This window comes from Trinickia sp. EG282A (genome assembly GCF_040965455.1).
Lineage (GTDB): Bacteria > Pseudomonadota > Gammaproteobacteria > Burkholderiales > Burkholderiaceae > Trinickia > Trinickia symbiotica.
This window is the reverse complement of sequence record NZ_JBFRCC010000001.1, coordinates 291,078-315,400: the sequence shown is the minus strand read 5'-3', so window position 1 is coordinate 315,400 and position 24,323 is coordinate 291,078. Positions and strand designations below refer to the sequence as shown.

Here is a 24,323-nt window from a genome sequence, read left to right as displayed (position 1 = left end):
CGCAGCACATTGAAAGGAATTTGAAATTCACGTATCGTCCGGGAGCCGTCCGAGCGTTTCAGGGACAACGAAGGCCCCAACGAGAAACACGATGCTGACCACGACCAGCGCGCCGGCAAGCACGCTCGGCAGCTCGCGAGGCGTATGCGCGAGCATCGAAACGGCCGTCGGCATGATCCCGCCGATCGCAAAACCGATGTTCCATGACAAGCCCGTACCCGAAGCGCGAATCGACGTCGGAAAGCGCTCGTTGAGAAAAATGAGGACGGGCGCATAGCCTGCGCTGCCGAGCGCGCTCAACAGTGCCGCGTAAAACCCGACGGATGCGAGGCTGTCGGCGCGCGCCAATGCGACATAAAGCAATGGAAAGCAAACGAGTCTCGCGATACCGAGCCAGATAAATGCACGCTTGCGCCCGATCAGCGTGCTCAAATGGCCGGCAGCAACCGACGCGACCAGCACGGCCAAGCTCGAGATCATGAGGATCAGACCGGCGGCGCTGTTCGGCGTGTGATTGACGACTTTGAGAAAGGTCGGCAAATACCCGGAAGTCAGATAGTAGCCGCTGCCGCCGCCGATCGTGAGCAGCAGGTTCACGAGGAGCACCGAGCGATACTTCTTCGAGAACAGCAGTGAGAGCGGCGAACGAGCGCGTTCGCCGGCCGCCTTCCTCGCGGCTGCCGCTCGGCGCTTTTGCTCGGCCACCGCGGCCCAGACGGGCGACTCTTCGAGACTCTTAAAGACGAACACTCCGAGCGCCGAGCTCACGATGCCCGCGAAGAACATGCAGCGCCAGCCCCATACTTCAAACGCCGCGCCCGGGAACGCGGCGGACGTGGCGAGGTAGACGATCGAGGCCAACAACGCGCCGATCCCCGCCCCACCGCCGCCGACGAGCCCCGATACGGCGCCGCGGTACTTGAACTCGACGGTCTCCGTTCCGATCGTATGCGTCGAGGCGACGACGCCTCCCACGAAGATTCCTTGCACGAGCCGAAGGACGAGGAACATGATCGGCGCGGCGACGCCGACCTGGGGCACTGTGGGCAAAAGACCGAACGAGGCCGTGGCGAGCCCGACGCCCACCACGGCAACGATCATCGCGCGCTTGCGTCCGTAGCGGTCGGCGACCGAGCCGAAGATCGCCGAGCCGAGCGGCCGCATGAGCAGCGTAACCGCGAACGATGCGTAGACGGCCGCGAGCGAGAGCATCGCGTTCGTCGACGGGAAGAACAGGCGCCCCACGATGGGCGCGACGAACAAGATCACGAACAGGTCGAAGAGATCGAGCGCCCATCCGAGGCATGAGGCGATCACGGCGGCGAGCACCTGCTTGTTGCCCACTCGCCTCAGCGCCGTCGCTTCCCGTAATACGTCATCCATTTCAGTCTCCATCCTCATGCCGTTATCGGCTCATTGTTCGATGAATGCGGCCGACCACCAGCGCCGCCTGTCCCTCGACGATCTGTGATTTGTCAGCCGTCGTTACTTGCTCTCGCACTCGAACCCGCTTCGAGCTCGTATTCGCCGGCCGACAGCTTGCGGCGCAGAATTTTGCCGACCGGCGATTTCGGAATCGCATCGACGAATACATACTCGCGCGGCCGCTTGAAGTTGACGAGATCGGACGCTCGGCAATATTCGTCGAGCGCCGCGGCATCCACGTAAGCCGATCGCTTGATGAATGCGACGACCTTCTGCCCCCAGCGCTCATCCTTCAGGCCGACCACCGCCACTTCGTCGACGGCGGGATGCAGCGAGAGAATCGACTCGATGTCGACGGGCGAGATGTTCTCGCCGCCGCTGATGATCATGTCGTCGACGCGGCCCGTCACATAAAGGTCGCCGCGCTCGTCGAGGTAGCCCGTGTCGCCCGTGAAATACCACCCGTCGCGCAGCGACTTCGCGTTGGCGTCGGGTCGGTTCCAATAGCCTTCGAACGCTTCGTCGCCGGCCAGATCGGCGATGATCTGACCTTCCTCGCCACGAGCGGCGACATCGTCGGGACAAACCGAATCCAGCTTCACGACGCGCAGGCGCGTATTGAGGCCCGCGCGTCCCGCGCTGCCCGGCCTCTCGGCCGCGTCCTGCTCGATGCTGACGGTGTACACCTCGGACGAACCGTAATGATTGACGAAGAGTTGCGGCTTGAATGCTTCGGAGCAGCGCTTCAGCAGCCCGTCGTTCATCGGGGCGCCGGCGAAGCCGAGCTTCGTGACCGAGTGGACACCGGTATCGCGAAACTCGGCAGCCGCAAGCAGGTCGTGGTAAAGCGTAGGCACCAGATAGAGGCAGGTAAGCTTGTACTTGGCGATCGATTCGAGCGCGAGCGCCGCGTTCCAGCGCCGCACGCAGACGAAGAGTCCGTCGACGAGCGCCATCGCGAGCAGCGAGCGCACGCCCATCGTGTGGTAGAGCGGCATCACGCCGAGCGTGCGCTCGCCGTGTCGATAGAGGTTCTGCGCCACATGAGCGAGCGCGGCGGCGCGCTCGTGCCGCTGCCTGCGCGGTACTCCCTTGCCGAGCCCCGTGGTGCCCGACGTATAGAGCATCACCGAGTAGTCGTCGGGCCCGGCCGCGGACGTGGCGTTCGCCTGTGCCTCGCCACCAGGCAAGCCGAGCCATTCCTCGAAGCCGATCGACGCACCCTCCACACCATCGAGCCCGATGCGTATCTTCGATTGCGCCGCGTAGCTTCCCGCGACCGCCTCGGCGGACACGGGCTCATAGACGACAGCCTTGGCGCCCGCATCGCTCACGTTGTGATCGAGTTCCTCGGCCTTGCTGCGCCAGTTCACGGGCACGATGACGACGCCGGCGAACTGACAGGCCCAATGGAGCGTCGCCATCTCCCAGCGGTTCTGCAGCACCACGACGAGCCGGTCGCCGCGCTCGAGCCCCAATCGCCGCAGGCCCGCCACCGCCTTGCCGATCTCGCGATACCACCGCTGATACGTCATTTCGACGGGACCGTCCACGATCGCCAATGCGTTCGGGCTGCGTTCCACCGCCTGCAAAAAAGTGCGGCCCAGATCAAGCATGCGTCACCTCCGTTCCTTCGCCGGCCTCGCGTCGGCGGCGCCGCGCGGCGGCGACGTCGAGCACCGCTGCCACGATCGGCGTATACCCCGTGCAGCGGCACAGATGCCCCGACAACATTTCCCTCACTTGCGACTCCGTCGGTTCCGGAACGCGCTCGAGGTAATCGGCACACGACATCAAAATGCCGGCCGTGCAAAACCCGCACTGCAACGCATGATGTCGCCGGAAGGCCTCTTGAAGATCGCCGAGCATCTCGTTGGCGGCCAATCCTTCGACCGTATCGATTCGACGCCCGTCGGCCTGAACCGCGAGCATCAGGCACGAGCGCGCAGCCACGCCGTCGATCCGAACCGTGCAGGCGCCGCAGACGCCGTGCTCGCAGCCGACGTGCGTTCCGGTTGCGCCGAGCGCGTGACGAATGAAATCGGACAGCAGTTCGCGCGGCTCGCATTCGCCTTGCCGCGTGCGGCCGTTCAGCTCCACGGTGACGGCACGCTTTTCTCCTTGAGCATGCGCGCCGCGCAGCGGAGCGCCGCCCGGCGGAGCGCCGCGCGACGGATCGCCGCTCTCATGTCCATTAGGACTCCTCACTTTGCCTCCTCGATGGCTTTCCAGGCGAGTTGCCTGACGAGATGTCGCCGGTACGATGCACTCACGTGCGCATCGTCTCGGGCGCCGAGCTTCCAGGCGAGATCGTTCAACGCGCCGCGCAAGTCGTCACCGTCAAGCTTCGGCAGGGATTCGACGATAGGCCGGTCCGCCACACCGCCTACGCCGATGCGGATGGCGTCGTCGGTCACCATGGCCGCGCAGGCCACGAGCGCGAAATCGCCGTGCCTCGCCGAAAACTCGGTGAACGCGAATCGTTGGCCGGGCCTTTTCAACGGAAAGCGAACCGCTTCGACGAGCTCGTCGGGCTCGCGCGCCGTCATCAACATGCCTTGAAGAAAGTCGGCGGCCGGCACGAGGCGCGTGCGCTTCGCCGATCGCAGCACGACGTCGCCGCCGAGCGTGACGAGCGCGAGCGGCAGCTCGGCGCTCGGGTCCGCATGGGCGACGGATCCGCAGACCGTGCCGCGATTCCTGATCTGGAAGTGCGAGATGTAAGGAAATACCGCCTTGAGCAGCGGCACCTCATCCGCGAGCGTTGCGCGCCACTCGACGCTTCCCTGCGTCACCGCGGATTTGACGATGAGATGCCCGCCCTTCGAATCGACTTCGACGACATCGAGCTCCGCGGTGCGCGAGATATCGATGAGCCAGCGAGGCTCCGCGAGCCTCATGTTGAGGATCGCCATCAGCGACTGCCCGCCTGCGAGCACGCGCGCGTCGGCTCCGGTCCGCGCGAGCGCCTCGAGCGCATGCCGGGTATCGACGGCACGAACGTAACTGAACTGCGCCGGCTTCACGATCGCCTCCTGAACATCGCAAGAAACCTCTCGAGCCACGAGCCGCCGCGTCGTGCCCGGTCGTCATCGACAGGCGGACCCTCGGCTTGCCGTCCCAATGACTCGAACAGTTGCCGCAGCACGACGCCGGCGGCACCCTCGAGCATCCGGCTGCCCACGGCCGCCACCTTTCCGGATACTTGCGCCTCGTAGTCGTAAAAGAGCGACGTGCCGAGCTCGGTCGGCGTCAACTCGACGAGCCCTTCTCCGCGCGCCGTGCCGAGCGGCGAGATGCCTTCTCCCGTGAGACGCAACCTGCGCGGGGCTTCGATATCGGAGAGGCCGATCCGCGCCTCGAAGCGAGCCTTGATCATTCCGACGCCCACCGTCACGTCGGCCCGATAGCGATTGGGTGCGGTCGCGTCCAGTGCATGGCAGCCGGGAATCACCTTGGCGAGCGCAGACGGGTCCATCAATACGGCAAAGACAGCCTCGGGACTCGCGCGCAGCTCGACGGTGCCCTGCGCCGTCAACGCTTTGCCCACGCCCACCGGCTTCTTCGGCTTGGCCGCCTGGCGATATTCGGGCCGCGAAGGCTCGGGATCGTCGATGCGGATCAACGCCATCACCTTGGCGGGCGTGAGCGGCAAGCGAATGTCTTTCACCCCCAGCGCGTCGGCAACGGCATTCGCGATGCACGGCGGCGTGCTCATGTTGTTGCCCTCGCCGAGCCCTTTCGCGCCCAGCGGCGTAAACGGCGAAGGCGTCTCGAGGTGGACGATGATCGGGTCCGGCACCTCGCAGGTCGTTGGGATGAGGTAATCGGCGAGCGTCCCCGATTGAAAGCTGCCGTCCGCGCCGTAGCGAAACTCTTCCATCAGCGACGCGCCGAGCCCTTGCGCGAACGCCCCGCGAATCTGGCCGTCGGCAAGCGCGGGATTGAGCAGCGTGCCCGCATCGTGCGTCGTCACATAGCGGTCGATTCGCACGCGGCCGGTTGCTCGATCGACTTCGACACCGCACATATCGAACGCGAATCCATAGCAGGCGGACGTATTGACCCGATCTTCCTCGTCGGGCGCCTCCAGGTTCGGTGGCGTCCAGAACACGGTCTCGCGCAGGCCCGGCTCCTCGCCTTCGGGCAAGAGCGCGGGTGCCCAGTGCGGCGCATTGCTCGCGATGCGCACGAACGGCAGCGCATTGGCCGGATTCGCCGTCGAAAACACGCGCCCGTTTTGGAAGCGGATGTCGCCCTCGGCGCAGCCGAACTGCGCCGCGACGATCCTCGTGAGCTTCTCTTTTACGCGCACGGCGGCGAGATGCACGGTACCGGCAACCGCTCCCGCGAAGCGGCTCGAGTAGTTTCCCGACGCGACGGACCAGGCATCCTTGATCGTGTCGAACTCGACGTTGACGACGATCGCGGAAGGATCGAGGCCCAGCACGTCGGCGACGACCTGTGCGCAAACGGTCATGTGCCCTTGCCCTGCAGGGGTCGAGGCGATCGTCACCGTCACGCCGCCGAGCAGATCGACGTTCACCGTCGCGCTCGCGATCGCCCCGCTCTTGGGCCCCGCTTTGCGACGTGCTTCGACGGGCAGAACGGTGGAGATGTAGCCCATGTTCGAGACCGACGGCTCGACGATCGCCGAAAATCCGATGCCGTATAAGTGCCCCTCGCTGCGTGCGGCGTCGCGGCGGCGGACGAGCTCGTCGTATCCGCCATCGGCGAGCGCGCGCTCGAGGGCCTGCTGATAGTTTCCCGAATCGATCAGCGCGCCCGCGACGGCTCGATAGGGAAACGCGTCCGCCGCGATGAAATTGCGGCGATAGACGTCGAGCACATCGAGACGGAGTTCGACCGCGATTCGCTGGATCAGCCGTTCGAGCGCGAAATAGACTTGCGGGCCGCCGAATCCGCGCACGAGTCCCGTCGGCGTCTTGTTCGTCAGCGCGACTCGATTGCGCACCGACAGATTCGGAATCGCGTACGCGCCGGTGAGGCACCCATGCATGCGATAGAACGTGGCCGGCTCCGGGGCGCGAACATAGCCGCCGCAATCCTCGATTTGATCGTAGTCGAGCGCGGTGATGCGCCCGTCGCTTTCGACGGCCGCGGTGAGCCTCGTCCAGCGCGCCGTCGCCGACGTCGCCGCGCTCAAATGCTCCAGGCGGTCCTCGACCCACTTGACGGGCGCGCCCGCCTTGCGCGAGGCGAGGCACATGAGCACGACATAGGGAAAGACCGCCTGCTTCACGCCGAAGCTGCCGCCCGAATCGCGCGGCGCCTTGTGACGCAACCGATTGGCGGGGACCTTGAGGGCCATCGACATCACCGCATGGAGCGAAAATGGCCCCATGAAATTCGACGTGACCTCGTATCCCTCATCGCCGGACAGGTGTTCGGCGATCACGACGGCGCATTCGATCGGCGTGCAGGTGTTGCGCGGATAATGCGCTTCGATGGAAACGCGATGCGCGGCTTGCGCCAATGCGCGCTCAGGATCGCCGTAGCGGAAATGCCGATCGCTGACCACGTTCGAGCCGACCTTCGCGTGAAGCACGGGTGCATCGTCCGCAATCGCCGCCTCGATCGACGTAACGGGCGGCAGCGGAGCGTATTCGATTTCGATGGCGTCGAGCCCGTCTTCGGCCAATGCGCGCGATTCGGCGATTACGACCGCGACCGGCTCGCCGCAGTAGCGGACGCGATCGATCGCGAGTGCCCATTGTTCCATGGGTGCTTTCACACCGACGACGAAAGGCTGCGACCATGCTTTCACGTCGTCGCTCGTCAGCACGGCCCGTACGCCACGGCGGGCGAGTGCGGCGCGCGCATCGAGGCGCTTGATCTCGGCATGGGCGTGCGGCGATCGCAGCACGGCAGCGTACAGCGTGCCCGGCTTCACGCCAAGGTCGTCGCCATAGCGGCCCCGGCCGGTCAAGATGGCGGCGTCTTCTACTCGCTCCATCGGCCGGCCCACATGCGGACGCGCCTCGGCGTTCGCACCCGATTCGTCAGCAGTCCGTATCGATTCGGCGCGACGCTCGGCCGTCAATCCGATATCGGTTTCGCTCACGCATGTCTCCTGTCTTTACCCTGATCGTGCCTCGGGAGTCGCTGCGACGTATTGCGTTACACCCGCATCGGCTCGCAGAGGCGCTTATTGATAGTCAAGATAGAGGCAGACAAGCCGAATCGCTTTACCCGACCGTCGCGCGAATTACCCTAGAGTCTGATGCTTTGCGATGCGGCGCCGCATGAAGCGAGGCGTAGGGCATGCGGTGAGGCGCAAGCCTCGGCCGAGCGGACCCTGCGCACAAACCTAGATTTGCACTTGGCCGCGTTGCGAATCGTAAAGCTCGACGACCCTGCGGTACTCGCTTGGGGTGATGCCGAGATGCTGTCGGAAGAATCGCGTGAAGTGCGCGGGAGCGGAAAAGCCGATGTCATACGAAATGTCCGTGAGCGAGCTCGTGCCCTCGGACAGATCGCGAATGGCCGACTCCATGCGCAAGACGTTGAGATAGACGTTCGGCGTAACGCCGGTGCAGCGATGGAACAGCGCGAAGAAATGAGCGCGCGACAATCCGCAATGCTCGGCGAGCCGGTTCATGTCCGGGTCAGCGCCCGTGTTTTCGCGCAGCCAGGCGATCGCCTTGCGGATGCGTGGATCGCTAGGCCGGCGATGGGCGAGCTCCATCTGCCGCGACATTTCGCGCCAGTTCTTCGCCGGATCGATGACCGAGATCATCAACTCGAATAGCAAGCCTTCCAGGCGCTCCGATGCAATGCTGTCGGACCACCACATTTCGAGCGAGAGCTCTTCGGCGAGCTTGCGCGCCTGCGCGGACATGCGCACGCAAGGCTGTGGGAAGAACTGCGGATGGCCGCTGCCGCCGAGCGGGTGCCGGATCTCCGTCAGCCAGTCCGTCTCGATGTACATCGCGAGGATGACGGTATGCGGCTGCTCGGGGTTTTCATAGTGGCGATAGGCATGCGGCTCCCAGGGATTGACGAGTACCGCCGTATCGTCCGTCAACGGCTGAAGCTCATCGTGCACGGAGAAAAATGTGTCGGGGCCGGCTGCCTTGATCAGCAGATGACAATGGTGATGCGCATGCTGAACCAGCGGCGCATCCATATCGAGCAACGCTACGCGTCCGAACCTGCCTTGATAGATTTTGATGGCACTCGACACTCGCTGGCCTCATCGCTGACCGGTGCCGCCAGGTGAGCGGCCGCGGGCGCGCTCGATCGCAACGCTCGTCTTCCTCGAAACGTGCATCGTTCGCGCATCCGCTTATGTCATCGTAGTTTACCGGCTCTCCTCCCGCGCCGCCTTTTTCGACGCGGATCACTCGCCCTTGAAGAGGGGCTTGCGCTTCTGATGGAATGCCTCGACGCCTTCGCGGAAGTCGTGCGAGCTGCGCAGACGGCTGTAGCAGTGTCCTTCGAGTTCGATCGCAATCGAGAGCGGGGCGTCCTCCGTATCGTTCAGGAGCTTTTTCGCGGTACGCTGCGCAAGCGGCGAGAAGGCGAGCAGCTCGCGCACCATGGCGTCTGTCGCGCTTTCGAGTTCCGCATCGGCGACGAACTCCGTCGCGATGCCCCAGTCATAGGCCTGCGCGCCAGGGATCCGGCGCGAGCGCATGACGATGTCTTTCGTGCGGCCGATGCCGATCATCTTCTGCAAGCGCGCCGAGCCGCCCGAGCCCGGGATTTGTCCGAGCTTTTGTTCCGGCAGTGCATAGAGCGTGGTATCGGTGGCGATTCGGAAATCGCAGGCAAGCGATAACTCGAAACCGACGCCGAAACAGTAGCCTCGGTTCGCCGCGATGACCGGCTTGCAGCAACGCGCGGGCGCCGCGACATTCCAGGCGAGCTTCGATACGCGCTCGGGCGATGCCTCGAGGAAGCCCTTGATATCGCCGCCGCTCGAAAAGTGCTCGCCGGTTCCGCGCAGGACGATCACGCGGACGCGCGCATCGTCGTCGAGCGCTTCGAAGACCATGCGCAACTGGTCACGTTGCTTCATCGAGACGACGTTGAACGGCGGACGATCGAGGACGATGTCGGCGCGTGAATTGGCTTCGCTGAATTCGATGCGAAAGCCGTCGAACTCCGAAAGCAGCGATTGGGCGGGGTGGACGAGTTGGGTCATGGATCCTCCTGGACCGAGTAACTGGGGTTTTCCCTATCCGGCGCTTGCGCAGCGCTTGGTGTCGGGGCCAGTATCGGCCAACGGGAAACTCGCCGCTTACCCGTTGTTCCGGACAGTTACCTTAGAGTCCGATTTTCGTCGGCGGATCGCTTCGTCGACATTGAATGGCAGGCGCAAAAAAAAGCCCGCGAGTCGCCTCGACGCGGGCGATTCGCGAGCTTCCGGATATCGGCGCATGCGCTACGCCGCCTTGAGCGGATGCTCCTCCAGGTACGTACGCAGAGCATCGTTCATTCGTGTCTGCCAACCTTCACCGGTTGCGCGGAACGCCGCAATGATGTCCGCATCGTATCGGACCGATACCTGCTCCTTCGGGCTCTCCTTCGGGGGCCGTCCCATGCGCTTTTGCTGCGCGACGAGTTCCGAGAAGGGGCGGGCTCGCGCCATCTCCTCCGCGGTCCATTCCGGGTTGTCCGGGTCCGCCGCAATGCCGCGATTGATCGCGGCTTCTTCTTCGGGCGTATTTCGCTTGAGCTTACGCTTGTTCATATTCATCCATCTCCCGGTTGTTGGCTTTTCGCAGGCTGATCACCCGTATGGACTCGTCTCGAAACGTGAACGCAATTGCGTAGAGTCGGTCCTCGATGAACGCGTATCCGCGACATCGAATCTCCCCGTAGTCACGTCGCGCATCGACCTCGTATCTAAGCGTATCCCACTCGAACATCGCCGCATCCGCCAACGACATACCGTGCTTCGCTCTGTTCTTCCTATCCTTCTCTATATCGAACGTGACTTCCATTTGCACTTATTGTAGATGCAGAAAGTTATCAAGGCAACGAGTTTTTGCAGATGCGCAAACTCACCCATCGGCGATCCGCAGCGTGGCGAAATCGCCTACTGCGGAGCCGATGCGCGGCGATTGTGCTTCGACTCATGCCCTGATGGCTGCGTTGCGTTCGAATCTCGGACGACGATCCGTGACGGACTCACGGTTGACGAAGACGAATCGGGAGAGGGAGAACATCAAAGCCGTTCCCAAAGAAAGGACTGCTCGTATCGTGCGAACAATCGGACGCTCGCGCTGCGCGAGTCTCACGCCACTCGCGAACCAAGGACATAAGTCGCGCGCGGCACGGGCAAAGCACCGCTCAGACCCACGCGCACCATGTCGGCGCGCAACCCCTTTTCGATCGCGCCTCTGTCCTCAAGCCCGACCGCCTTCGCTGGCGCCGAAGAAACAGTCGCAATCGAGCGCGGCAACGACCAGCCTGCATCTCGCACGAGCTGGAAGGCGGCCATCATTAGACTCGAGGGCACGTAATCGGAAGACAGAATATCGAGCAGTCCTTGCTTTGCCAGTTCGAGCGCCGACACGTTCCCCGAGTGCGACCCGCCTCGCACGACATTGGGCGCCCCCATCACCGTGGCGAGGCCATGATGGCGAGCGGCCTGCGCGGCGGCCAGGGTCGTCGGAAACTCGGAGATCGCAATACCGTCGCGCACCGCTTCTTCGACATGCTCGACGAGCGTATCGTCGTGGCTCGCCACCGCTATCCCGAGCGACTTGCAGCGATCGACGATGCAGCGTCGATGCGCTTCGGCATAGCGCGCCTGGAGCTCGCCCAACTCGATCAGGGCAGCCTCCATCTTCTCGTCGCTCCACTTGCCGTTGCGCTCCTGGTACTGTCGCCACTTCGCGGCGTCTTGCCACTGACGCTGGCCGGGCGTGTGATCCATCACCGAGGCGAACTGCAGCAGCCGATGATCGGCGAACTCGTCGAAGAGATCGACGACATCCTCGGTGCCCACTTCACAGCGCAGATGCAGATAGTGATCGGCCCGCAGCAAACCATGCTCGGCCAGGCGATCGATGGCGGATACCGCGTGGCGATGAATTTCGCTGCCGCGCAAACCTGCGTCGGCGCGAGAGCCGATCGCGAGTGAGTCGAAGACCGTCGTGATGCCGGCTGCGGCCACCTGCGCATCGTGAATCACGAACGCCGCCTCGACGTTCCACATCACGCCCGGGCGGGGCGCCAAATGCTTCTCGAGATTGTCGGTATGCAGCTCGACGAATCCGGGCAGCAGATAGTCGCCGTGCCAGTCCTCGGCCTCGGGCGCGCTCGTGGTGCCGGGCGCGACGTCGGCGATGAGCCCTTTTTCCACGCTCACGACACCGATGAATTCTTCGTTGCGCGTGACGATGCGCGCATTCTTGATCAACATCCCGTTGCTCCATATCCGCTCTGACAGGAATCAGCCTGCACTCGTTTTCGCTGGACGCTCGTTCATGCCCGATAGCTCCCTCATACGGCCGCGGCCATCGCCACGGGCTCGAGCTCGAGCCGGCGTGTGGCCACCCGCTCGCGCGTCGGCTCATCGTGAAAAATGCCGACGATCGCCGCTCCCCGCTCGCGCGCCTCGATGATGATCGAGGCGACGACGTTGCGATTGGCCTCGTCGAGCGATGCGGTCGGTTCATCGAGCAACAATACCGGCTGCTCGGCAATCAGCCCACGCGCGATGTTCACGCGCTGCTGCTCGCCTCCCGAGAACGTCGCCGGCGCCAAATGCCAGAGGCGCTCAGGTATGTTGAGGCGCGCGAGCCAATCGCCCGCGCGACGCCGCGCTGCGTCGGCTTCGACCCCGCGCGCGACGAGCGGCTCCGAAACGAGATCGAGCGTCGTCACGCGCGGAATCACGCGCAGAAACTGACTGACGTAGCCGATCACGTCGCGCCGCATGCGCATGACGTCGTGCGGATTCGCGCCCGTCAGCGCAACGTACCGGCGCTCGCTCGCGACATCGCGCAGCTCGATCGATCCAGCACTCGCCAGATAGTTCCCATAGAGGCAGCGCAGCAGCGTGCTCTTGCCCGCGCCCGAGGGACCGACGAGCGCCACGCATTCCCCGCGCGAAACGTCTAGGTCGACGCCATGCAGGGCGGGAATGGCTTGCCCGCCCTGCGTGTGAAGCACGAACGTCTTTGCAATGCCGCGTGCGCGCAGCATCAGTCTTTCGTCGTCGACAAAGCTCGTATCGATCGGTTCGCCGTTCATTGAGGACTCCTGTTGTTTCACAGTGCGGTCGGCATCGCGCTCAGGCCGGCAACACGGACGACACGAGCAATTGCGTATAGGGGTGCTGTGGATCGTCGAGCACTTGATCGGTCAGGCCAGCCTCGACAACGCGTCCGCCTTGCATCACCATCAGGCGATGCGCGAGCAGGCGCGCGACGCCGATGTCATGCGTCACGATCACGCATGCGAGCTTCAGCTGCGCGGTGAGCGTGCGCAGCAGATCGAGCAGGCGCGCCTGCACCGACACATCGAGGCCCGCGGTCGGCTCGTCCATCAGCACGAGCCGCGGACCGGTGACGAGGTTGCGCGCGATCTGAAGCCGCTGCTGCATGCCCCCCGAAAAGGAGCCGGGCAGTTCGTCCATGCGCTCGGCATCGAGCTCGACACGGCGCATCCAGTTCGTCGTCGTCTCGCGGATCTTGCCGAAATGGCGCGCGCCGACCGCCATCAGCGGCTCGCCGATATTCGCGCCGGCCGATACGGCCATCCGCAATCCGTCGCGCGGGTTCTGCTCGACGAAACCCCATTCGGTGCGGATCAAGAGGCGCCGACGCGGCTCCGACAACGTCAGCAGGTCGAGCGCTTCGCCGTTCGACGTCGTGTATTGCAGGCTACCTGAAGCGGCGCGGACACGCAGCGCGATGGTGTTGAGCAACGTCGACTTACCCGAACCCGATTCGCCGACGACGCAAAGCACTTCGCCCGGATACAGATCGAAGCTCACGTCCTCACAGCCGATCCGCTCGCCATAGCGCGTCGTCAAGCCGCGCGCAGTCAGCAACGGTGTCATGCTCGCCCTCCATCGGTCTCACTTGCAAGCACGTTCCTCCAATCGGGCTCTTGCGCCTGCTGCGCATGCGCCTCACCGGCCTCGCGCTTTTCGAGTTGCTGCCGGCAATAGTCGCTGTCCGAGCAAACGAACATCCGCGCGCCCTTGTCGTCGACGATCATTTCATCCAGAAAGCTTTCGCGCGAGCCGCATATCGCGCAGGCTTGTGCCCACCGCTGCACTTGGAACGGGTAGTCTTCGAAGTCGAGACTGCGCACGCTCGTGTAAGGAGGAATCGCATAGATGCGCCGCTCGCGCCCAGCACCGAATAGCTGCAGCGCGGGGTTCATATGCATCTTCGGATTGTCGAACTTCGGAATCGGCGAAGGCGCGGTCAAATAGCGGCCGTTGACGATGACGGGGTAGTCGTAGGTCGTCGCAATGCTTCCGTGCTGGACGATATCCTCGTAGAGCTTCACGTTCATGAGCCCATATTCGGACAGCGCATGCAGCTTGCGGCTCTCCGCGAGCCTCGGCTCGAGGCGATAAAGCGGCTCCGGCATCGGCACCTGATAGACGAGGATTTGTTTCTCCGTCAGCGGCGTCTCGGGAATCCGGTGACGCGTCTGCACGATGGAAGCTTCGACCGTGCGCGTCGTCGTCCGCACGCCGGCCGTTCGCGCGAAGAAGCGCCGGATGTTGACGGCGTTGGTCGTGTCGTCCGACCCCTGATCGATGACTTTCAGCGTATCGTCGCGGCCGATGATCGCGGCCGTCACCTGAATGCCCCCCGTGCCCCAACCGTACGGCAGCGGCATCTCTCGTGAACCGAACGGTATCTGGTGCCCGGGTATCGCGACAGCCTTCAGCAACGCGCGGCGAATCATGCGCTTCGTCTGCTCGTCGAGATAAGCGAAGTTGTAGCCCTCGACGGCCGCGCCCGTCGAAGTCGATTCATTCGGTTGTCTCGATTCGGGCGATTGCTGCCTATGCCGCGCATTCATGCTTCGTCCTCCTCTGGCTCGGCCGCGCGCGCCGCCGGGTGGGCGGCACGCAGGCGTCGGATCAATTCGAGCTCCGATTGGAAATCGACGTAATGCGGCAGCTTCAGGTGCTGCACGAACCCCGAAGCCTCCACGTTGTCGCTGTGATAAAGCATGAACTCGGGGTCTTGCGCCGGCGCGGTCACCGCTTCACCAAGCTCTTGCGCGCGCAGTGCCCGATCGATGAGCGACATGGCCATCGCCTTTCGCTCCGAATGGCCGAACGCCAGGCCGTATCCCTGCGTGAAGCTTGGCGGCGTCTTCTTGCTGCCCGCGAACTGGTTGATCATCTGACATTCCGTGACGTCGATCTCGCCGAGTTCGACGGCAAAACCGAGTTCGGGGATCTCCATCTCGACGGCCACCTTGCCAAACCGGATTTCACCCGCGAACGGATGGTTGCGCGCATAGCCGCGCTGCGTCGAGTACGCCGTCGAAAGAAGGAAGCCCTCGTCGGCGCGCGCGAGATTTTGCAGCCGCACGGCGCGCTCCGCCGGCATTAAAAGAGGCTCGAGCGCCAGGTCGACGGGCTCCGCAGAATTCTCCGAGGGACGCTCCTGTTCGATCAGACCCTCGGCGTCGAGCAGCGTCACGACACGCGGTATCGGCGTCGGTTCAGCGGCCTCGGGACCGGATTGCGCGGACCCGGCGTTAAGTCCGGCGGAAGGCGGCACCGAGTGTTCGGCGCCGACGCCTTCATGATCCCGATCGGCGAGCAGCGAAAAGTCGAGCAGCCGCTGCGTGTAGTCGTAGGTTGGCCCCAGCAATTGTCCGCCTGGAACGTCCTTGAACGTGGCGGAAATACGCCGCTGCACGTCCATCCGCTCGGTGTCGATCGGGCGTGTGTAGCCGAAGCGCGGCAGCGTCGTGCGGTAGGCGCGCAGCAAGAAGATGGCTTCGACGAGATCCCCCGCCGCCTGCTTGATGGCCAACGCCGCGAGGTCTTCGTCGTAGACCGAGCCTTCGGTCATCACGCGTGCGACGGCGAGGCGCATCTGCTGGCGGATCTGTGCGATCGTCAGCTCGGGTTGCGCGCGATCGCCGCGCCTTGCTGCTTCGAGCAAGCGCCACGATGCCTCGATCGCGCGCTCGCCTCCTTTGACTGCGACGTACATCAGTTGAGCTCCACTCGAGTCGTCCGCGGGATGCCGATCACGGATCGCCCGCAAAAGAGGTAACAATCGACGCCGCAGGGCGCCTGCGTGGCAAGCGCTGCCCGCGCATGCCAGAACGTATCGGCGATGCCGAGCGGCGCGGCGCGAACGCTCGATCGAATGCCCGGGCCCGACAGCGTCAGCGGCCGCCCTCCTTCGAGCGCGTCGACTCGGATCAGCAACGTGGCCGAGCCCTGCGGCTCCTCGGGTGTGCCGAGCGAAAACGCATCGGGCGCGGGCAGGCTCGCCGCATCGGCGATATACGCGAAGGCGGCCGCTTCCGGCGCATCGGCGAGCGGCGCACCCGTATGAAAGCGGATCGCCTGCGCGAGCGATTCGTCGCGCCGCTGAAGCCAGACGGGCGTGGAGAAATCCACGAGCGTCAGGAGGGCCGCGAACGCCGCCGCGGGCCACTGACGCTGCGCGTCGTCGTCGAGAGCAACGTCGATCGAGTACGCCGTACCGGGCCGCGCCAGTGCATCGAGCAGCACGCGAAAGCAGGCTTGGGCATCGTGAACCGGATCGGCAAAGCCGCGCACGAGCGCATCGAGCGAAGAAAGCTTGTCGTTGTCGATCATCATTCGCCTCGGACCATCGTATAGAAATCCACGCGCGTCGAGGCAGTGCTCTCGGTGCGCTCGCGCCGCGCTTCATCGAGCGTTCGCGCGAGCGGCGCCAACAATCGATCGCGCACTGCGTCGCGCCAGCGCGGCGACTGCAGCATCGCGTCGGCGAGCGCCGCGAGTTCAGCGCGCCGCTTGTCGCGCCCCAGTTGATAAGCCACGCCGACGAGGCCGACGCCGTCGCGCGACTTCAGACGAAGCACGGCACGCGTGACCGTCGTCTCGCCGACGTTGAACGGATCGCCGGTGCCGCCGATGCGCCCGCGCACCATCGCGAGCCCGGTCTGCGGCGCGCGCAGCCAGTCGAAGGCTGGCAACGGCATGCCGTCGCAGACGGCCTCGAGCGCGCACTCGAGCGTCGCACGCGGCGCCCGCGCGAGCTGCGCGAGCCAGCGCCGCCGCTCGAGCTCGATATCGGGGGATGAATCGTTCATGTATGCGGTTCCTGGATCTGTCGCGAATGCATTTTGGTACGCGAATACGAACTCGGACCGGCCCCTGCCGTCTTTATGCCGGGTCGCCTCGACTCTCGTTGTTGCCTCCGCAGCAATTTCATCTAGTCGTCTAGACGATTAGATCGATGCTCGACATGCTAGCATATCGTCGTCGGCAGCGTGCGGCATTGTGTTTCCGCAACGATTTGCTTTGCCTTTCACGCCCCGATCACGTGGGGGCCCATACAATGCTCGCTGAACGACGAATTTGACCGATCGGAATGACATGATGATGAAACGCGGTAACAGCGGCCGGGCCACGGAAATCAGCACATCGCCGATTCCCGCGAGTGCCGTCGAGCGCGGGGCGGGCGTGGCGGTATGGCGACAGATCGAACAAGTGCTCGCCGCGGAGATCGCCTCGAGCGGATTCGGCGAGAACGGACGCCTGCCGAGCGAGAGCGAATTGGCGAAGCGTTTCGGCGTGAACCGGCACACGGTGCGCCGCGCCATGCTCGGACTCGCCGCGCAGGGCCTCGTCAGTGTGGAACAAGGCAGAGGCACATTCGTTCAACCGGGGGCGATCGACTATACGATCGGGCGCCGCACGCGGTTTACCGAAAACTTGCGCGAACAGGGGCACTCGGCGCGCGGCATCGTATTGTCGGCGGCGTCCGTGAAGGCCGAACCGAAAGTCGCGAAGGCGCTGGGCCTGCGCACCGGCACGCTCGTCTATCGAATCGAGTCGCTTCACGCGGCGGATGGCGTACCGCTCACCTACGCGCACGCGTGGTATCCCGCTGCACGCTTCGCCGGCTTCCCGGAGGCGCTCGAACGAGCGGACGGCGGGTTCTCGGTCGCGCTCGCCGAGTTTGGCATCGTCGACTACTCGCGGCGCTGGAGCCGCATCGGCAGCATGCTGCCCGATGCCGAAGTCGCGCGCCGACTCAACATCAACCGTCAGCAGCCCGTGCTCTGGGTCGAGAACGTCGATGTGGACGCGGACGGCGTACCGATCAAATACGGCATCACGCATTTCGCCGCGGATCGGGTGCAGCTTTATGTGGAACAGGATGTCTGAGCTGGGGGACTCATGCAACGGGACGGTCAGTACAACGAACCGATCGAGTGGCTGGCCGAGAGCCGGTTCGCGATCTATTACGCGCCCGCGCGCGGATCGTCGTGGTGGAGCGCCGGGTGCCGCTGGCTCTCGCGCGATCCCGAATCGGCGGAGACGCTCGCGCCACCGCTGATCGCGGCACTCGCGGCGCGTGGGTTGGATGTCCCGGCACTATCGCACTCGCCGCGGCGCTACGGATGGCACGGCACCTTGGTCGCGCCGGCGCGCGCCGCTGCCGGTGTGCGCTTCGATGACATCCTGGAGCGGGCGCTCGCATGGGCTCGACGCCAGCGCCGGTTCGATCTCGCCGTCGAAGCGGCTGCTCTCGAACGGTTCGTTGCGATTCGACCGGCGACGGCCGACGGCGCCACGGCGATCGGCGCGCTCGCGGCCGATGCCGTTCGCGAGTTCGCCCCGTTGCGCGAGATGCCGAGCGAAGCGGAACGCGAGCGCAGGCTCGATTCGAATCTGACCGAGCGCCAGCGCGAGCTGCTCGATCGTTGGGGTTACCCGTACGTGTTCGACGAGTTTCGCTTTCATATGACGCTCAGCGATTCCATCGATTCGGGCCATCGCCAGATTCTGATCGACTGGTGGCGCGCGCAGTTGCCTGAACTCGGCCCGCTGCCCGTCGACGGCGCGGCGCTCTTCATCGAGCCCCGGCCCGGCGAACCCTTTACACTCGCCGCCAGACTGCCGTTCGGAGACTCGCTATGAACCTACCGCCACAGGTGCCGACGAAGGGACGGCTCGTCTATGTCATGGGACCGTCGGGCGCCGGCAAAGATACGCTGCTCGGCTACGCACGCGATCGCCTGAGCGGCTCACGCGTGATTTTTGCGCACCGGTATATCACGCGCGAAGCCGGCGCCGGCGGCGAAAACCATATCTACCTGAGCCACGAAGAGTTCGGTATCCGCGCCGAGCTGGGGCTGTTCGTGCTGCAATGGTCGAGCCACGGGCTGCGCTATGGGATCGGCATAGAGATCGAGGAATGGATGGACCGCGGCTTTACGGTCGTCGTCAACGGCTCGCGCGAATACCTGCAGCAGGCGGTCGCGCGATATCCCACGCTCGCCGCGGTGCATATCGATGCCCGCCCCGAAGTCCTCGCCGCCCGCCTCGCTTCGCGCGGACGCGAGACGCTCGACGAAGTCCACGCGCGGCTCGCTCGCCGCGTGCCGCTCGCCGTTCCTGCGCAGGTCGCGCTCGCGACGATCGACAACTCGGGCGAGATCGAAGAAGCCGGTCGCGCACTGCTGGAGGTGCTCGCCGCCGAATGACGGCGGGACACTCAACGCTTCACCTCTCTGCCTTCTATCCGGACATCGATACATCTAGACGTCCGCACATCCGGCCCTGCGGCGCGCTTTCGGCGCTGCGTGCGCCACGTTCATAAATTCATCATCTACGCGTCCCACAATGCCCTGAACGTGGCACGGCGCATTCGCGCACGGTCCGCGTCCCATCGATGCGCAACCACTCGGGGAAAGGGAACATATGAAGGTATCCAGGATTTTCGCTGCCGCCGCGCTCGTCGCAGGCTTCGCCGCCGGGGCGGCCCATGCCGAAGGAACCTGCCCGAACGACGGCGTGGTCCGTTTCGGGGTCGAGCCGTACGAATCGTCGCAGCGATTGCTGCCGGTCTACAAGGATCTGGCGGAGATGATCGGCAAGAAGATTGGCTGCAAGGTCGAGCTTTATGTCGCCACGAACTACAACGCCGAAATCGAAGCGATGCGCAACGACAAGCTCGAGATCGGCGAATTCGGGCCGCTCGGCTATGTGCTCGCTCATCAAGTCGCTCATGCGGAAGCCGTGGCAACGTTCGCGGGCGAGGACGGCAAACCGGCTACCTATACCGCGTCCATCGTCACGTGGCCTGGATCGGGCGTCAAGGCGATCGCCGACGTCAAGGGCCAGTCGTTCGCCTACTCGGACCCGAGCTCGACGTCCGGTCACCTGTTTCCGGCTTACGGCCTGAGCAAGAGCGGCATCGATCCGGACAAGGGCGTGAAGGCGATCTACGCGGGCAGCCACACCGCGTCGTTTGAAGCGCTGCGCAACCACAAGGTGCAAGCGGGCGAGCTGAACAGCGAGGAAATCGCGAGCGCGAAGCTGCATAACGAGTTCGATCCGAACGCCTATGTCACGCTCTGGCAATCGGAGCCGATTCCGCTCGACCCGCTCGCCGTGCGCGGCAATCTGCCGGCCGAGTTCAAAGCGCGTCTGGCGAAGGTCCTGAGCTCGCTCGACCTCCACGAGCTGCCCGAGGCCGATCAGAAGTTCCTCGCGGCGAATGAAAACCCGGCGCTGAAGACCACGGCGCAATCGGATGCCGCCTACAACCAGATTCGCGATCTGGTGAAGACCTTGCACGTCGACCTGGCAAAACTGTGAACACGATCTTCGGAACATCGGGCGCCGCGGCGCTCGAGTCGGCGGGAGCCCGGCAGGCTCACGCCGCGGCTCGCGAGGCGGCGCGCGGCGCCGCGCTCGCGTCCGGCGTGAAGCTTGCCGTGCGTAATCTGACGATGCGGTACGAGAACGGCCACACCGCCCTTCAGGACATGAACCTGTCGGTCGAAGCCGGCGAAATGGTCGTCGTGCTCGGCAGCAACGGCAGCGGCAAGTCGACGTTCATGAAATGCGTGGTCGGGTTGAATCGGCCGACTACCGGCACCGTCGAGGTGGCGGGCCGTGACCTGGCGTCACTATCGGGCAAGGCACTGCGCGAGGCACGGATGCCGCTCGCCCTGATTTCGCAGCACGCCAATTTGGTGCGCCGTCGCAGCGTGCTCGCCAATGTTTGCTGTGGGGCGCTCGGCCGCCATCGCACGCTCGCCACGGTGCTCGGCCGCGTGCCGCGCGACGAAGTCGAACCGGCGCTCGGCTACCTCGCGGAAGTCGGCCTGGTTGACCTGGCGGATCAGCGCGCGGGAACACTCTCCGGCGGACAAGCGCAGCGCGTGGCCGTGGCGCGCGCGCTCGCGCAAATTCCTCAGGTGCTGCTCGCCGACGAGCCCGTTGCCAGTCTCGACCCGGAGGCCGCCGACGAGGTGATGCGTCTGTTGCGCCGGCTCGCGACCGAGGACGGCCTTGCCGTCGTCTGCGTGCTTCATCAGCCCGAGCTGGCGACGCGTTATGCGGATCGTCTTCTCGGCTTGCGCCGCGGGCGCACGGTATTCGATCGCCCCGCGTCGACCGTATCGGCTCGCGAGATCGCCGATCTGTACGTGGCGGATGCGTGACGATGAGCACTCCTTACAAAGGCCGGATAGCGGGCGGCCCGTCGATGGCCCGCAACGTCGCCTCGTTCGGTGCGATGATCGTCGCGGCCGCGCTCTTCGTGCAAGCATGGATCGTCGTGCAGGCCCGCCCGCAGGATCTGATTACCGGGGCGCGCGGGATGGCCGACATCATCTCCCGCTCCCTGCCGCCCGCGTTCGACCAGTTCGGACCGACGTTGATGCCTGTCCTGGAAACGATCGATCTGGCGATTTTTGGAACCGTGATCGGCGTTTTGCTTGCCTTTCCGCTGTCGATCCTCGCCGCAAGAAACGTGACGCCTGGAAAACCGTTCTATTACGGAGCACGCGCCGTGATCGGCATTACGCGGTCCGTTCCCGATCTCGTATGGGCGCTGCTTTTCGTCACCGCGGTTGGACTCGGGCCGTTTCCGGGCGCCTTGGCGCTCGCGGTCCACTCGGTCGGCATGCTCGGCCGTCTTTTCGCCGAAGTGATCGAGGACATGGACATGGGCCCTGTCGAAGCATTGACGCTGACCGGCGCCGGACGTCTGCAAGTGTTCACGCATGCCGTCGTCCCCGGCGTATTGCCGTCTCTATTGGGCATCGCGCTCTACCGCTTCGACGAGAACCTGCGCTCGTCGCTCGTGCTCGGCTTCGTCGGCGCCGGCGGGATCGGCTTTATGCTGCTGACCGCGATGAATCTCTTCCAATACCAGACGGTCGCGTTTTTGCTGATCGTCACTTTCGTGCTCGTCACCTGCGCCGAGCGGATCTCGGCCTATTTGCGCAGCCTCGTGGCCTGAGGGTGGGACACAGCTTTTGCTTGCGCGTCGAAAAAATTTGCTCCATGCACATCGATAAGCTCGGCGGCGTCGACCCCTGGACGCTCGGCCGCGTGTTGTCCGAAACGCCCGACATCCATCCGACGGCCGTGGTCCGTAACAGCGATTTCGGGCGCTATACCTACTTCGGACCGCGCAGTCAGATCGCCAACTCCGCGTTCGGCGATTACAGCTACGCGATGGGCGACAATCAGATCGCTCACGCGCGTATCGGCAAGTTCGTCAACATCGCCACTTGCGCGCGCATCAATCCGCCCAATCATCCGACCTGGCGCGCAACGCTTCACCATTTCACTTACCGTTCGCGCTCATACGGGCTCTCGCTCGCAGACGACGAAGAGATCTTCGAGTGGCGCGCGCAAGACCGCGTCGCCATCGGTCACGATGTCTGGCTGGGCCATGGCGCGATCGTCATGCCGGGCGTGACGATCGGCCACGGCGCGGCGGTCGGCTCGGGTGCCGTCGTGACGAAGGACGTCCCGCCCTTCGCGATCGTCGTCGGGGTGCCGGCGCGCGTGCTGCGATTGCGCGTCGATGCGAAGACGGCCGAACGCCTTCAGCGCATCGCCTGGTGGGACTGGCCGCACGAGCGCATCGACGCCGCGTTGAGCGATTTCCGCACGCTCGGCGCGCAAGGGTTCGCCGAGAAATACGACGTTTGAGCTCCGCGGGCTGTCGGTACATCTCTATTCACAGTTCGCTGCAGGTTGCCGCCCCTCGTGATAGCGTTCCATTTTTGCAACCGGTGGACGAAGCATGGAATATCGCAGACTCGGCGATTCGGACGTGCGCGTGAGCGCGATCGGCCTCGGCACGATGACGTGGGGCGAGCAGAACAGCGAGCGCGAAGCGCACGCGCAGATCGACTATGCGCTCGATCGTGGCGTCAATCTCATCGATGCCGCCGAAATGTACCCGGTCCCGCCGCGACCCGAGACCCAAGGGTCAACGGAGCGCTGCATAGGATCGTGGCTCGCGCGCAATCGAGACGCCCGCGGAAAGATCGTGCTCGCCACGAAGATCGCGGGGCCCGCACGCCAGCCGCACAACCCCCGGCATATCCGTGGCGCCACGAATCAGTTCGACCGCAAGAACCTCACGGAGGCGCTGCACGGCAGCCTCGAGCGTCTGCGGACGGACTACATCGACCTCTATCAATTGCATTGGCCGGATCGCAGCACGATGACGTTCGGGCGCTCCACCTATCCGTGGATCGACGACGCTTACACCGTGCCGATCGAGGAAACGCTTTCGGTGTTGGCCGAGTTCGTGAAGTCGGGCAAGGTTCGCCATGTCGGCGTATCCAACGAAACACCATGGGGCGTGGCTCAATTCCTGCGGGCGGCCGAGCGCCTCGGTCTGCCGCGCATCGTCAGCATCCAGAATCCTTACAGCCTCCTCAATCGCACGTTCGAGACAGGGCTGTCCGAATTCAGCCATCGGGAAAAAATCGGCCTGCTCGCCTACTCGCCGCTCGCGTTCGGCTGGCTGTCGGGGAAATATGAAGGCGGCGCGCGTCCGGCCGGCGCGCGAATCACGTTGTTCGAGCGTTTTCAGCGTTACAGCAAGCCGCAAGCGGTCAAGTCGACGAGCGCTTATGTTGCATTGGCGAAACGATATGGCCTCTCGCCGGCGCAGTTCGCACTCGCCTTCGTCAACACGCGGCCGTTCACGACGAGCACGCTGATCGGCGCGACTTCGCTCGACCAATTGCGCGAAAACATCGCAAGCATCGATGTGAAGCTGCCAGCCGAGGCACTGGCCGATATCGATGCCCTGCACGAAGCGCAGCCGAATCCCGCGCCGTAATCGGGCAACGCCGGGCGGCCGGGCGCCGCTCGGTCCATCGATCTGCCGATTGTGCAAGCGTCCGAGCAACAGTTCCGCTAGAATCGCGATTTGTCACGTGCATATGCACAGGTATGATTCGCATCATGACAGGTCCGACTTCCTACGACGAATGCAACTTGCTCGCGATCAGGCGGGCCGCGCGCTATGTGACTCAACTGTACGAGCGTCACTTGAGCGAGGCGGGCGTGACGGCCGCGCAGTTCTCGATTCTGGCAAAGCTGGCGCGGCGTCCGCATCAAACGATGCTCGAGCTCGCGGAGGCGATGATGATGGAGCGAACGACGCTGCTGCGCGCACTGAAGCCGCTGCAGCGCGACGGGTTGATCCAGGCCGAGCCGTCCGAGCACGATGCGCGCACGCATGCATTCAGTCTGACGAAGGCCGGGCAGCGCACCCTCGAACACGCGAAGCGCGGCTGGCATGCCGCCCAGGAAGAGCTCGAGACAAAGTTCGGCCGGGCGCGAGCAAAAGCGCTGCGCAGCGAACTGTTCGCGCTGACCGGGAAATGAGTCACCCTGCGAGCGGCGGTTCCGCACGTTTTTTTAACCTTTAAAGTGC

At 64.5% G+C, this 24,323-nt stretch carries 25 protein-coding genes; 9 read left to right on the top strand and 16 right to left on the bottom strand.

Translation table 11 applies throughout. From position 1 onward, the window contains the following. Window positions 1–27: 27 nt before the first annotated feature. From AB4Y31_RS01480 to phnG, 16 genes are all read right to left on the bottom strand, one after another. Window positions 28–1,383, bottom strand: a complete 1,356-nt coding sequence (locus tag AB4Y31_RS01480; RefSeq protein ID WP_368672396.1) for an MFS transporter — start codon at window positions 1,381–1,383, stop codon at window positions 28–30. A 92-nt stretch (window positions 1,384–1,475) separates the two neighbouring features. Next, complete coding sequence (locus AB4Y31_RS01475; RefSeq protein ID WP_368672395.1) at window positions 1,476–3,041, bottom strand: AMP-binding protein; 1,566 nt, start codon at window positions 3,039–3,041, stop codon at window positions 1,476–1,478. Then, window positions 3,034–3,567 carry a (2Fe-2S)-binding protein gene (locus AB4Y31_RS01470; protein WP_368673420.1) on the bottom strand — a complete coding sequence of 178 codons (534 nt, stop codon included), beginning with the start codon at window positions 3,565–3,567 and terminating at the stop codon, window positions 3,034–3,036. Before AB4Y31_RS01470 ends, AB4Y31_RS01475 begins: the two co-directional genes overlap by 8 nt. Before the next feature lie 62 nt (window positions 3,568–3,629). Then, window positions 3,630–4,451: a xanthine dehydrogenase family protein subunit M gene (locus AB4Y31_RS01465; protein ID WP_368672394.1), complete on the bottom strand. Its 822-nt coding sequence runs from the start codon at window positions 4,449–4,451 to the stop codon at window positions 3,630–3,632. Continuing rightward, complete coding sequence (locus AB4Y31_RS01460; protein ID WP_368673419.1) at window positions 4,448–7,462, bottom strand: molybdopterin cofactor-binding domain-containing protein; 3,015 nt, start codon at window positions 7,460–7,462, stop codon at window positions 4,448–4,450. Before AB4Y31_RS01460 ends, AB4Y31_RS01465 begins: the two co-directional genes overlap by 4 nt. Window positions 7,463–7,756: 294 nt before the next feature. Beyond that, window positions 7,757–8,632 (bottom strand): helix-turn-helix domain-containing protein, encoded by an 876-nt coding sequence (locus tag AB4Y31_RS01455; RefSeq protein ID WP_368672393.1) that lies wholly within the window; start codon window positions 8,630–8,632, stop codon window positions 7,757–7,759. 156 nt (window positions 8,633–8,788) lie between these two features. Continuing rightward, window positions 8,789–9,595 (bottom strand): enoyl-CoA hydratase/isomerase family protein, encoded by an 807-nt coding sequence (locus AB4Y31_RS01450; RefSeq protein WP_368672392.1) that lies wholly within the window; start codon window positions 9,593–9,595, stop codon window positions 8,789–8,791. A gap of 240 nt (window positions 9,596–9,835) precedes the next feature. Further along, a complete protein-coding gene (locus AB4Y31_RS01445) occupies window positions 9,836–10,144 on the bottom strand; it encodes a BrnA antitoxin family protein (protein ID WP_368672391.1) in 309 nt (102 codons plus the stop codon). Next, window positions 10,131–10,397, bottom strand: coding sequence for a BrnT family toxin (locus tag AB4Y31_RS01440; protein WP_368672390.1), 267 nt, complete (start codon window positions 10,395–10,397; stop codon window positions 10,131–10,133). The genes AB4Y31_RS01445 and AB4Y31_RS01440 overlap by 14 nt, the downstream gene beginning before the upstream one ends. A gap of 293 nt (window positions 10,398–10,690) precedes the next feature. Next, a complete protein-coding gene (locus AB4Y31_RS01435) occupies window positions 10,691–11,824 on the bottom strand; it encodes an alpha-D-ribose 1-methylphosphonate 5-triphosphate diphosphatase (RefSeq protein WP_368672389.1) in 1,134 nt (377 codons plus the stop codon). Window positions 11,825–11,904: 80 nt separating this feature from the next. Continuing rightward, on the bottom strand, window positions 11,905–12,657 hold the full coding sequence (phnL, locus tag AB4Y31_RS01430; protein ID WP_368672388.1) for a phosphonate C-P lyase system protein PhnL: 753 nt from the start codon (window positions 12,655–12,657) through the stop codon (window positions 11,905–11,907). 40 nt (window positions 12,658–12,697) lie between these two features. After that, entirely contained in the window at window positions 12,698–13,468 is a 771-nt protein-coding gene (gene phnK, locus AB4Y31_RS01425) for a phosphonate C-P lyase system protein PhnK (protein WP_368672387.1), read from the bottom strand. After that, window positions 13,465–14,451 carry an alpha-D-ribose 1-methylphosphonate 5-phosphate C-P-lyase PhnJ gene (locus AB4Y31_RS01420; RefSeq protein WP_368672386.1) on the bottom strand — a complete coding sequence of 329 codons (987 nt, stop codon included), beginning with the start codon at window positions 14,449–14,451 and terminating at the stop codon, window positions 13,465–13,467. The genes phnK and AB4Y31_RS01420 overlap by 4 nt, the downstream gene beginning before the upstream one ends. Continuing rightward, on the bottom strand, window positions 14,448–15,605 hold the full coding sequence (locus tag AB4Y31_RS01415) for a carbon-phosphorus lyase complex subunit PhnI (RefSeq protein WP_368672385.1): 1,158 nt from the start codon (window positions 15,603–15,605) through the stop codon (window positions 14,448–14,450). The genes AB4Y31_RS01420 and AB4Y31_RS01415 overlap by 4 nt, the downstream gene beginning before the upstream one ends. Next, window positions 15,605–16,225 (bottom strand): phosphonate C-P lyase system protein PhnH, encoded by a 621-nt coding sequence (phnH, locus tag AB4Y31_RS01410; RefSeq protein WP_368672384.1) that lies wholly within the window; start codon window positions 16,223–16,225, stop codon window positions 15,605–15,607. The genes AB4Y31_RS01415 and phnH overlap by 1 nt, the downstream gene beginning before the upstream one ends. Next, window positions 16,222–16,701, bottom strand: a complete 480-nt coding sequence (gene phnG, locus AB4Y31_RS01405; protein WP_368672383.1) for a phosphonate C-P lyase system protein PhnG — start codon at window positions 16,699–16,701, stop codon at window positions 16,222–16,224. The genes phnH and phnG overlap by 4 nt, the downstream gene beginning before the upstream one ends. Before the next feature lie 292 nt (window positions 16,702–16,993). Here phnG and phnF point away from each other — a divergent pair, with 292 nt between their 5' ends. From phnF to AB4Y31_RS01360, 9 genes are all read left to right on the top strand, one after another. Further along, window positions 16,994–17,782 carry a phosphonate metabolism transcriptional regulator PhnF gene (phnF, locus tag AB4Y31_RS01400; RefSeq protein ID WP_368673418.1) on the top strand — a complete coding sequence of 263 codons (789 nt, stop codon included), beginning with the start codon at window positions 16,994–16,996 and terminating at the stop codon, window positions 17,780–17,782. Window positions 17,783–17,794: 12 nt separating this feature from the next. Continuing rightward, on the top strand, window positions 17,795–18,538 hold the full coding sequence (locus tag AB4Y31_RS01395; protein WP_368672382.1) for a DUF1045 domain-containing protein: 744 nt from the start codon (window positions 17,795–17,797) through the stop codon (window positions 18,536–18,538). Next, entirely contained in the window at window positions 18,535–19,104 is a 570-nt protein-coding gene (gene phnN, locus AB4Y31_RS01390; RefSeq protein WP_368672381.1) for a phosphonate metabolism protein/1,5-bisphosphokinase (PRPP-forming) PhnN, read from the top strand. The genes AB4Y31_RS01395 and phnN overlap by 4 nt, the downstream gene beginning before the upstream one ends. A gap of 217 nt (window positions 19,105–19,321) precedes the next feature. Then, complete coding sequence (locus AB4Y31_RS01385) at window positions 19,322–20,221, top strand: phosphate/phosphite/phosphonate ABC transporter substrate-binding protein (protein ID WP_368672380.1); 900 nt, start codon at window positions 19,322–19,324, stop codon at window positions 20,219–20,221. Continuing rightward, a complete protein-coding gene (gene phnC / locus AB4Y31_RS01380) occupies window positions 20,218–21,072 on the top strand; it encodes a phosphonate ABC transporter ATP-binding protein (protein WP_368672379.1) in 855 nt (284 codons plus the stop codon). Before AB4Y31_RS01385 ends, phnC begins: the two co-directional genes overlap by 4 nt. Before the next feature lie 2 nt (window positions 21,073–21,074). Then, entirely contained in the window at window positions 21,075–21,875 is an 801-nt protein-coding gene (gene phnE / locus AB4Y31_RS01375; protein ID WP_368672378.1) for a phosphonate ABC transporter, permease protein PhnE, read from the top strand. Between the two features lie 44 nt (window positions 21,876–21,919). Continuing rightward, on the top strand, window positions 21,920–22,576 hold the full coding sequence (locus tag AB4Y31_RS01370; RefSeq protein WP_368672377.1) for an acetyltransferase: 657 nt from the start codon (window positions 21,920–21,922) through the stop codon (window positions 22,574–22,576). Window positions 22,577–22,670: 94 nt separating this feature from the next. After that, on the top strand, window positions 22,671–23,723 hold the full coding sequence (locus AB4Y31_RS01365) for an NADP(H)-dependent aldo-keto reductase (RefSeq protein ID WP_368672376.1): 1,053 nt from the start codon (window positions 22,671–22,673) through the stop codon (window positions 23,721–23,723). Window positions 23,724–23,848: 125 nt separating this feature from the next. Beyond that, entirely contained in the window at window positions 23,849–24,274 is a 426-nt protein-coding gene (locus AB4Y31_RS01360; protein ID WP_368672375.1) for a MarR family winged helix-turn-helix transcriptional regulator, read from the top strand. Window positions 24,275–24,323 lie beyond the last annotated feature (49 nt).

Coding starts and splice junctions, on each gene's coding strand:
- AB4Y31_RS01480 (WP_368672396.1), bottom strand. CDS start 1,383: ATGGATGACGTATTACGGGAAGCGACGGCGCTGAGGCGAGTGGGCAAC.
- AB4Y31_RS01475 (WP_368672395.1), bottom strand. CDS start 3,041: ATGCTTGATCTGGGCCGCACTTTTTTGCAGGCGGTGGAACGCAGCCCG.
- AB4Y31_RS01450 (WP_368672392.1), bottom strand. CDS start 9,595: ATGACCCAACTCGTCCACCCCGCCCAATCGCTGCTTTCGGAGTTCGAC.
- AB4Y31_RS01445 (WP_368672391.1), bottom strand. CDS start 10,144: ATGAACAAGCGTAAGCTCAAGCGAAATACGCCCGAAGAAGAAGCCGCG.
- AB4Y31_RS01440 (WP_368672390.1), bottom strand. CDS start 10,397: ATGGAAGTCACGTTCGATATAGAGAAGGATAGGAAGAACAGAGCGAAG.
- AB4Y31_RS01435 (WP_368672389.1), bottom strand. CDS start 11,824: ATGTTGATCAAGAATGCGCGCATCGTCACGCGCAACGAAGAATTCATC.
- phnL (WP_368672388.1), bottom strand. CDS start 12,657: ATGAACGGCGAACCGATCGATACGAGCTTTGTCGACGACGAAAGACTG.
- phnK (WP_368672387.1), bottom strand. CDS start 13,468: ATGACACCGTTGCTGACTGCGCGCGGCTTGACGACGCGCTATGGCGAG.
- AB4Y31_RS01420 (WP_368672386.1), bottom strand. CDS start 14,451: ATGAATGCGCGGCATAGGCAGCAATCGCCCGAATCGAGACAACCGAAT.
- AB4Y31_RS01415 (WP_368672385.1), bottom strand. CDS start 15,605: ATGTACGTCGCAGTCAAAGGAGGCGAGCGCGCGATCGAGGCATCGTGG.
- phnH (WP_368672384.1), bottom strand. CDS start 16,225: ATGATGATCGACAACGACAAGCTTTCTTCGCTCGATGCGCTCGTGCGC.
- phnG (WP_368672383.1), bottom strand. CDS start 16,701: ATGAACGATTCATCCCCCGATATCGAGCTCGAGCGGCGGCGCTGGCTC.
- phnF (WP_368673418.1), top strand. CDS start 16,994: ATGAAACGCGGTAACAGCGGCCGGGCCACGGAAATCAGCACATCGCCG.
- AB4Y31_RS01395 (WP_368672382.1), top strand. CDS start 17,795: ATGCAACGGGACGGTCAGTACAACGAACCGATCGAGTGGCTGGCCGAG.
- phnN (WP_368672381.1), top strand. CDS start 18,535: ATGAACCTACCGCCACAGGTGCCGACGAAGGGACGGCTCGTCTATGTC.
- AB4Y31_RS01385 (WP_368672380.1), top strand. CDS start 19,322: ATGAAGGTATCCAGGATTTTCGCTGCCGCCGCGCTCGTCGCAGGCTTC.
- phnE (WP_368672378.1), top strand. CDS start 21,075: ATGAGCACTCCTTACAAAGGCCGGATAGCGGGCGGCCCGTCGATGGCC.
- AB4Y31_RS01370 (WP_368672377.1), top strand. CDS start 21,920: ATGCACATCGATAAGCTCGGCGGCGTCGACCCCTGGACGCTCGGCCGC.
- AB4Y31_RS01365 (WP_368672376.1), top strand. CDS start 22,671: ATGGAATATCGCAGACTCGGCGATTCGGACGTGCGCGTGAGCGCGATC.
- AB4Y31_RS01360 (WP_368672375.1), top strand. CDS start 23,849: ATGACAGGTCCGACTTCCTACGACGAATGCAACTTGCTCGCGATCAGG.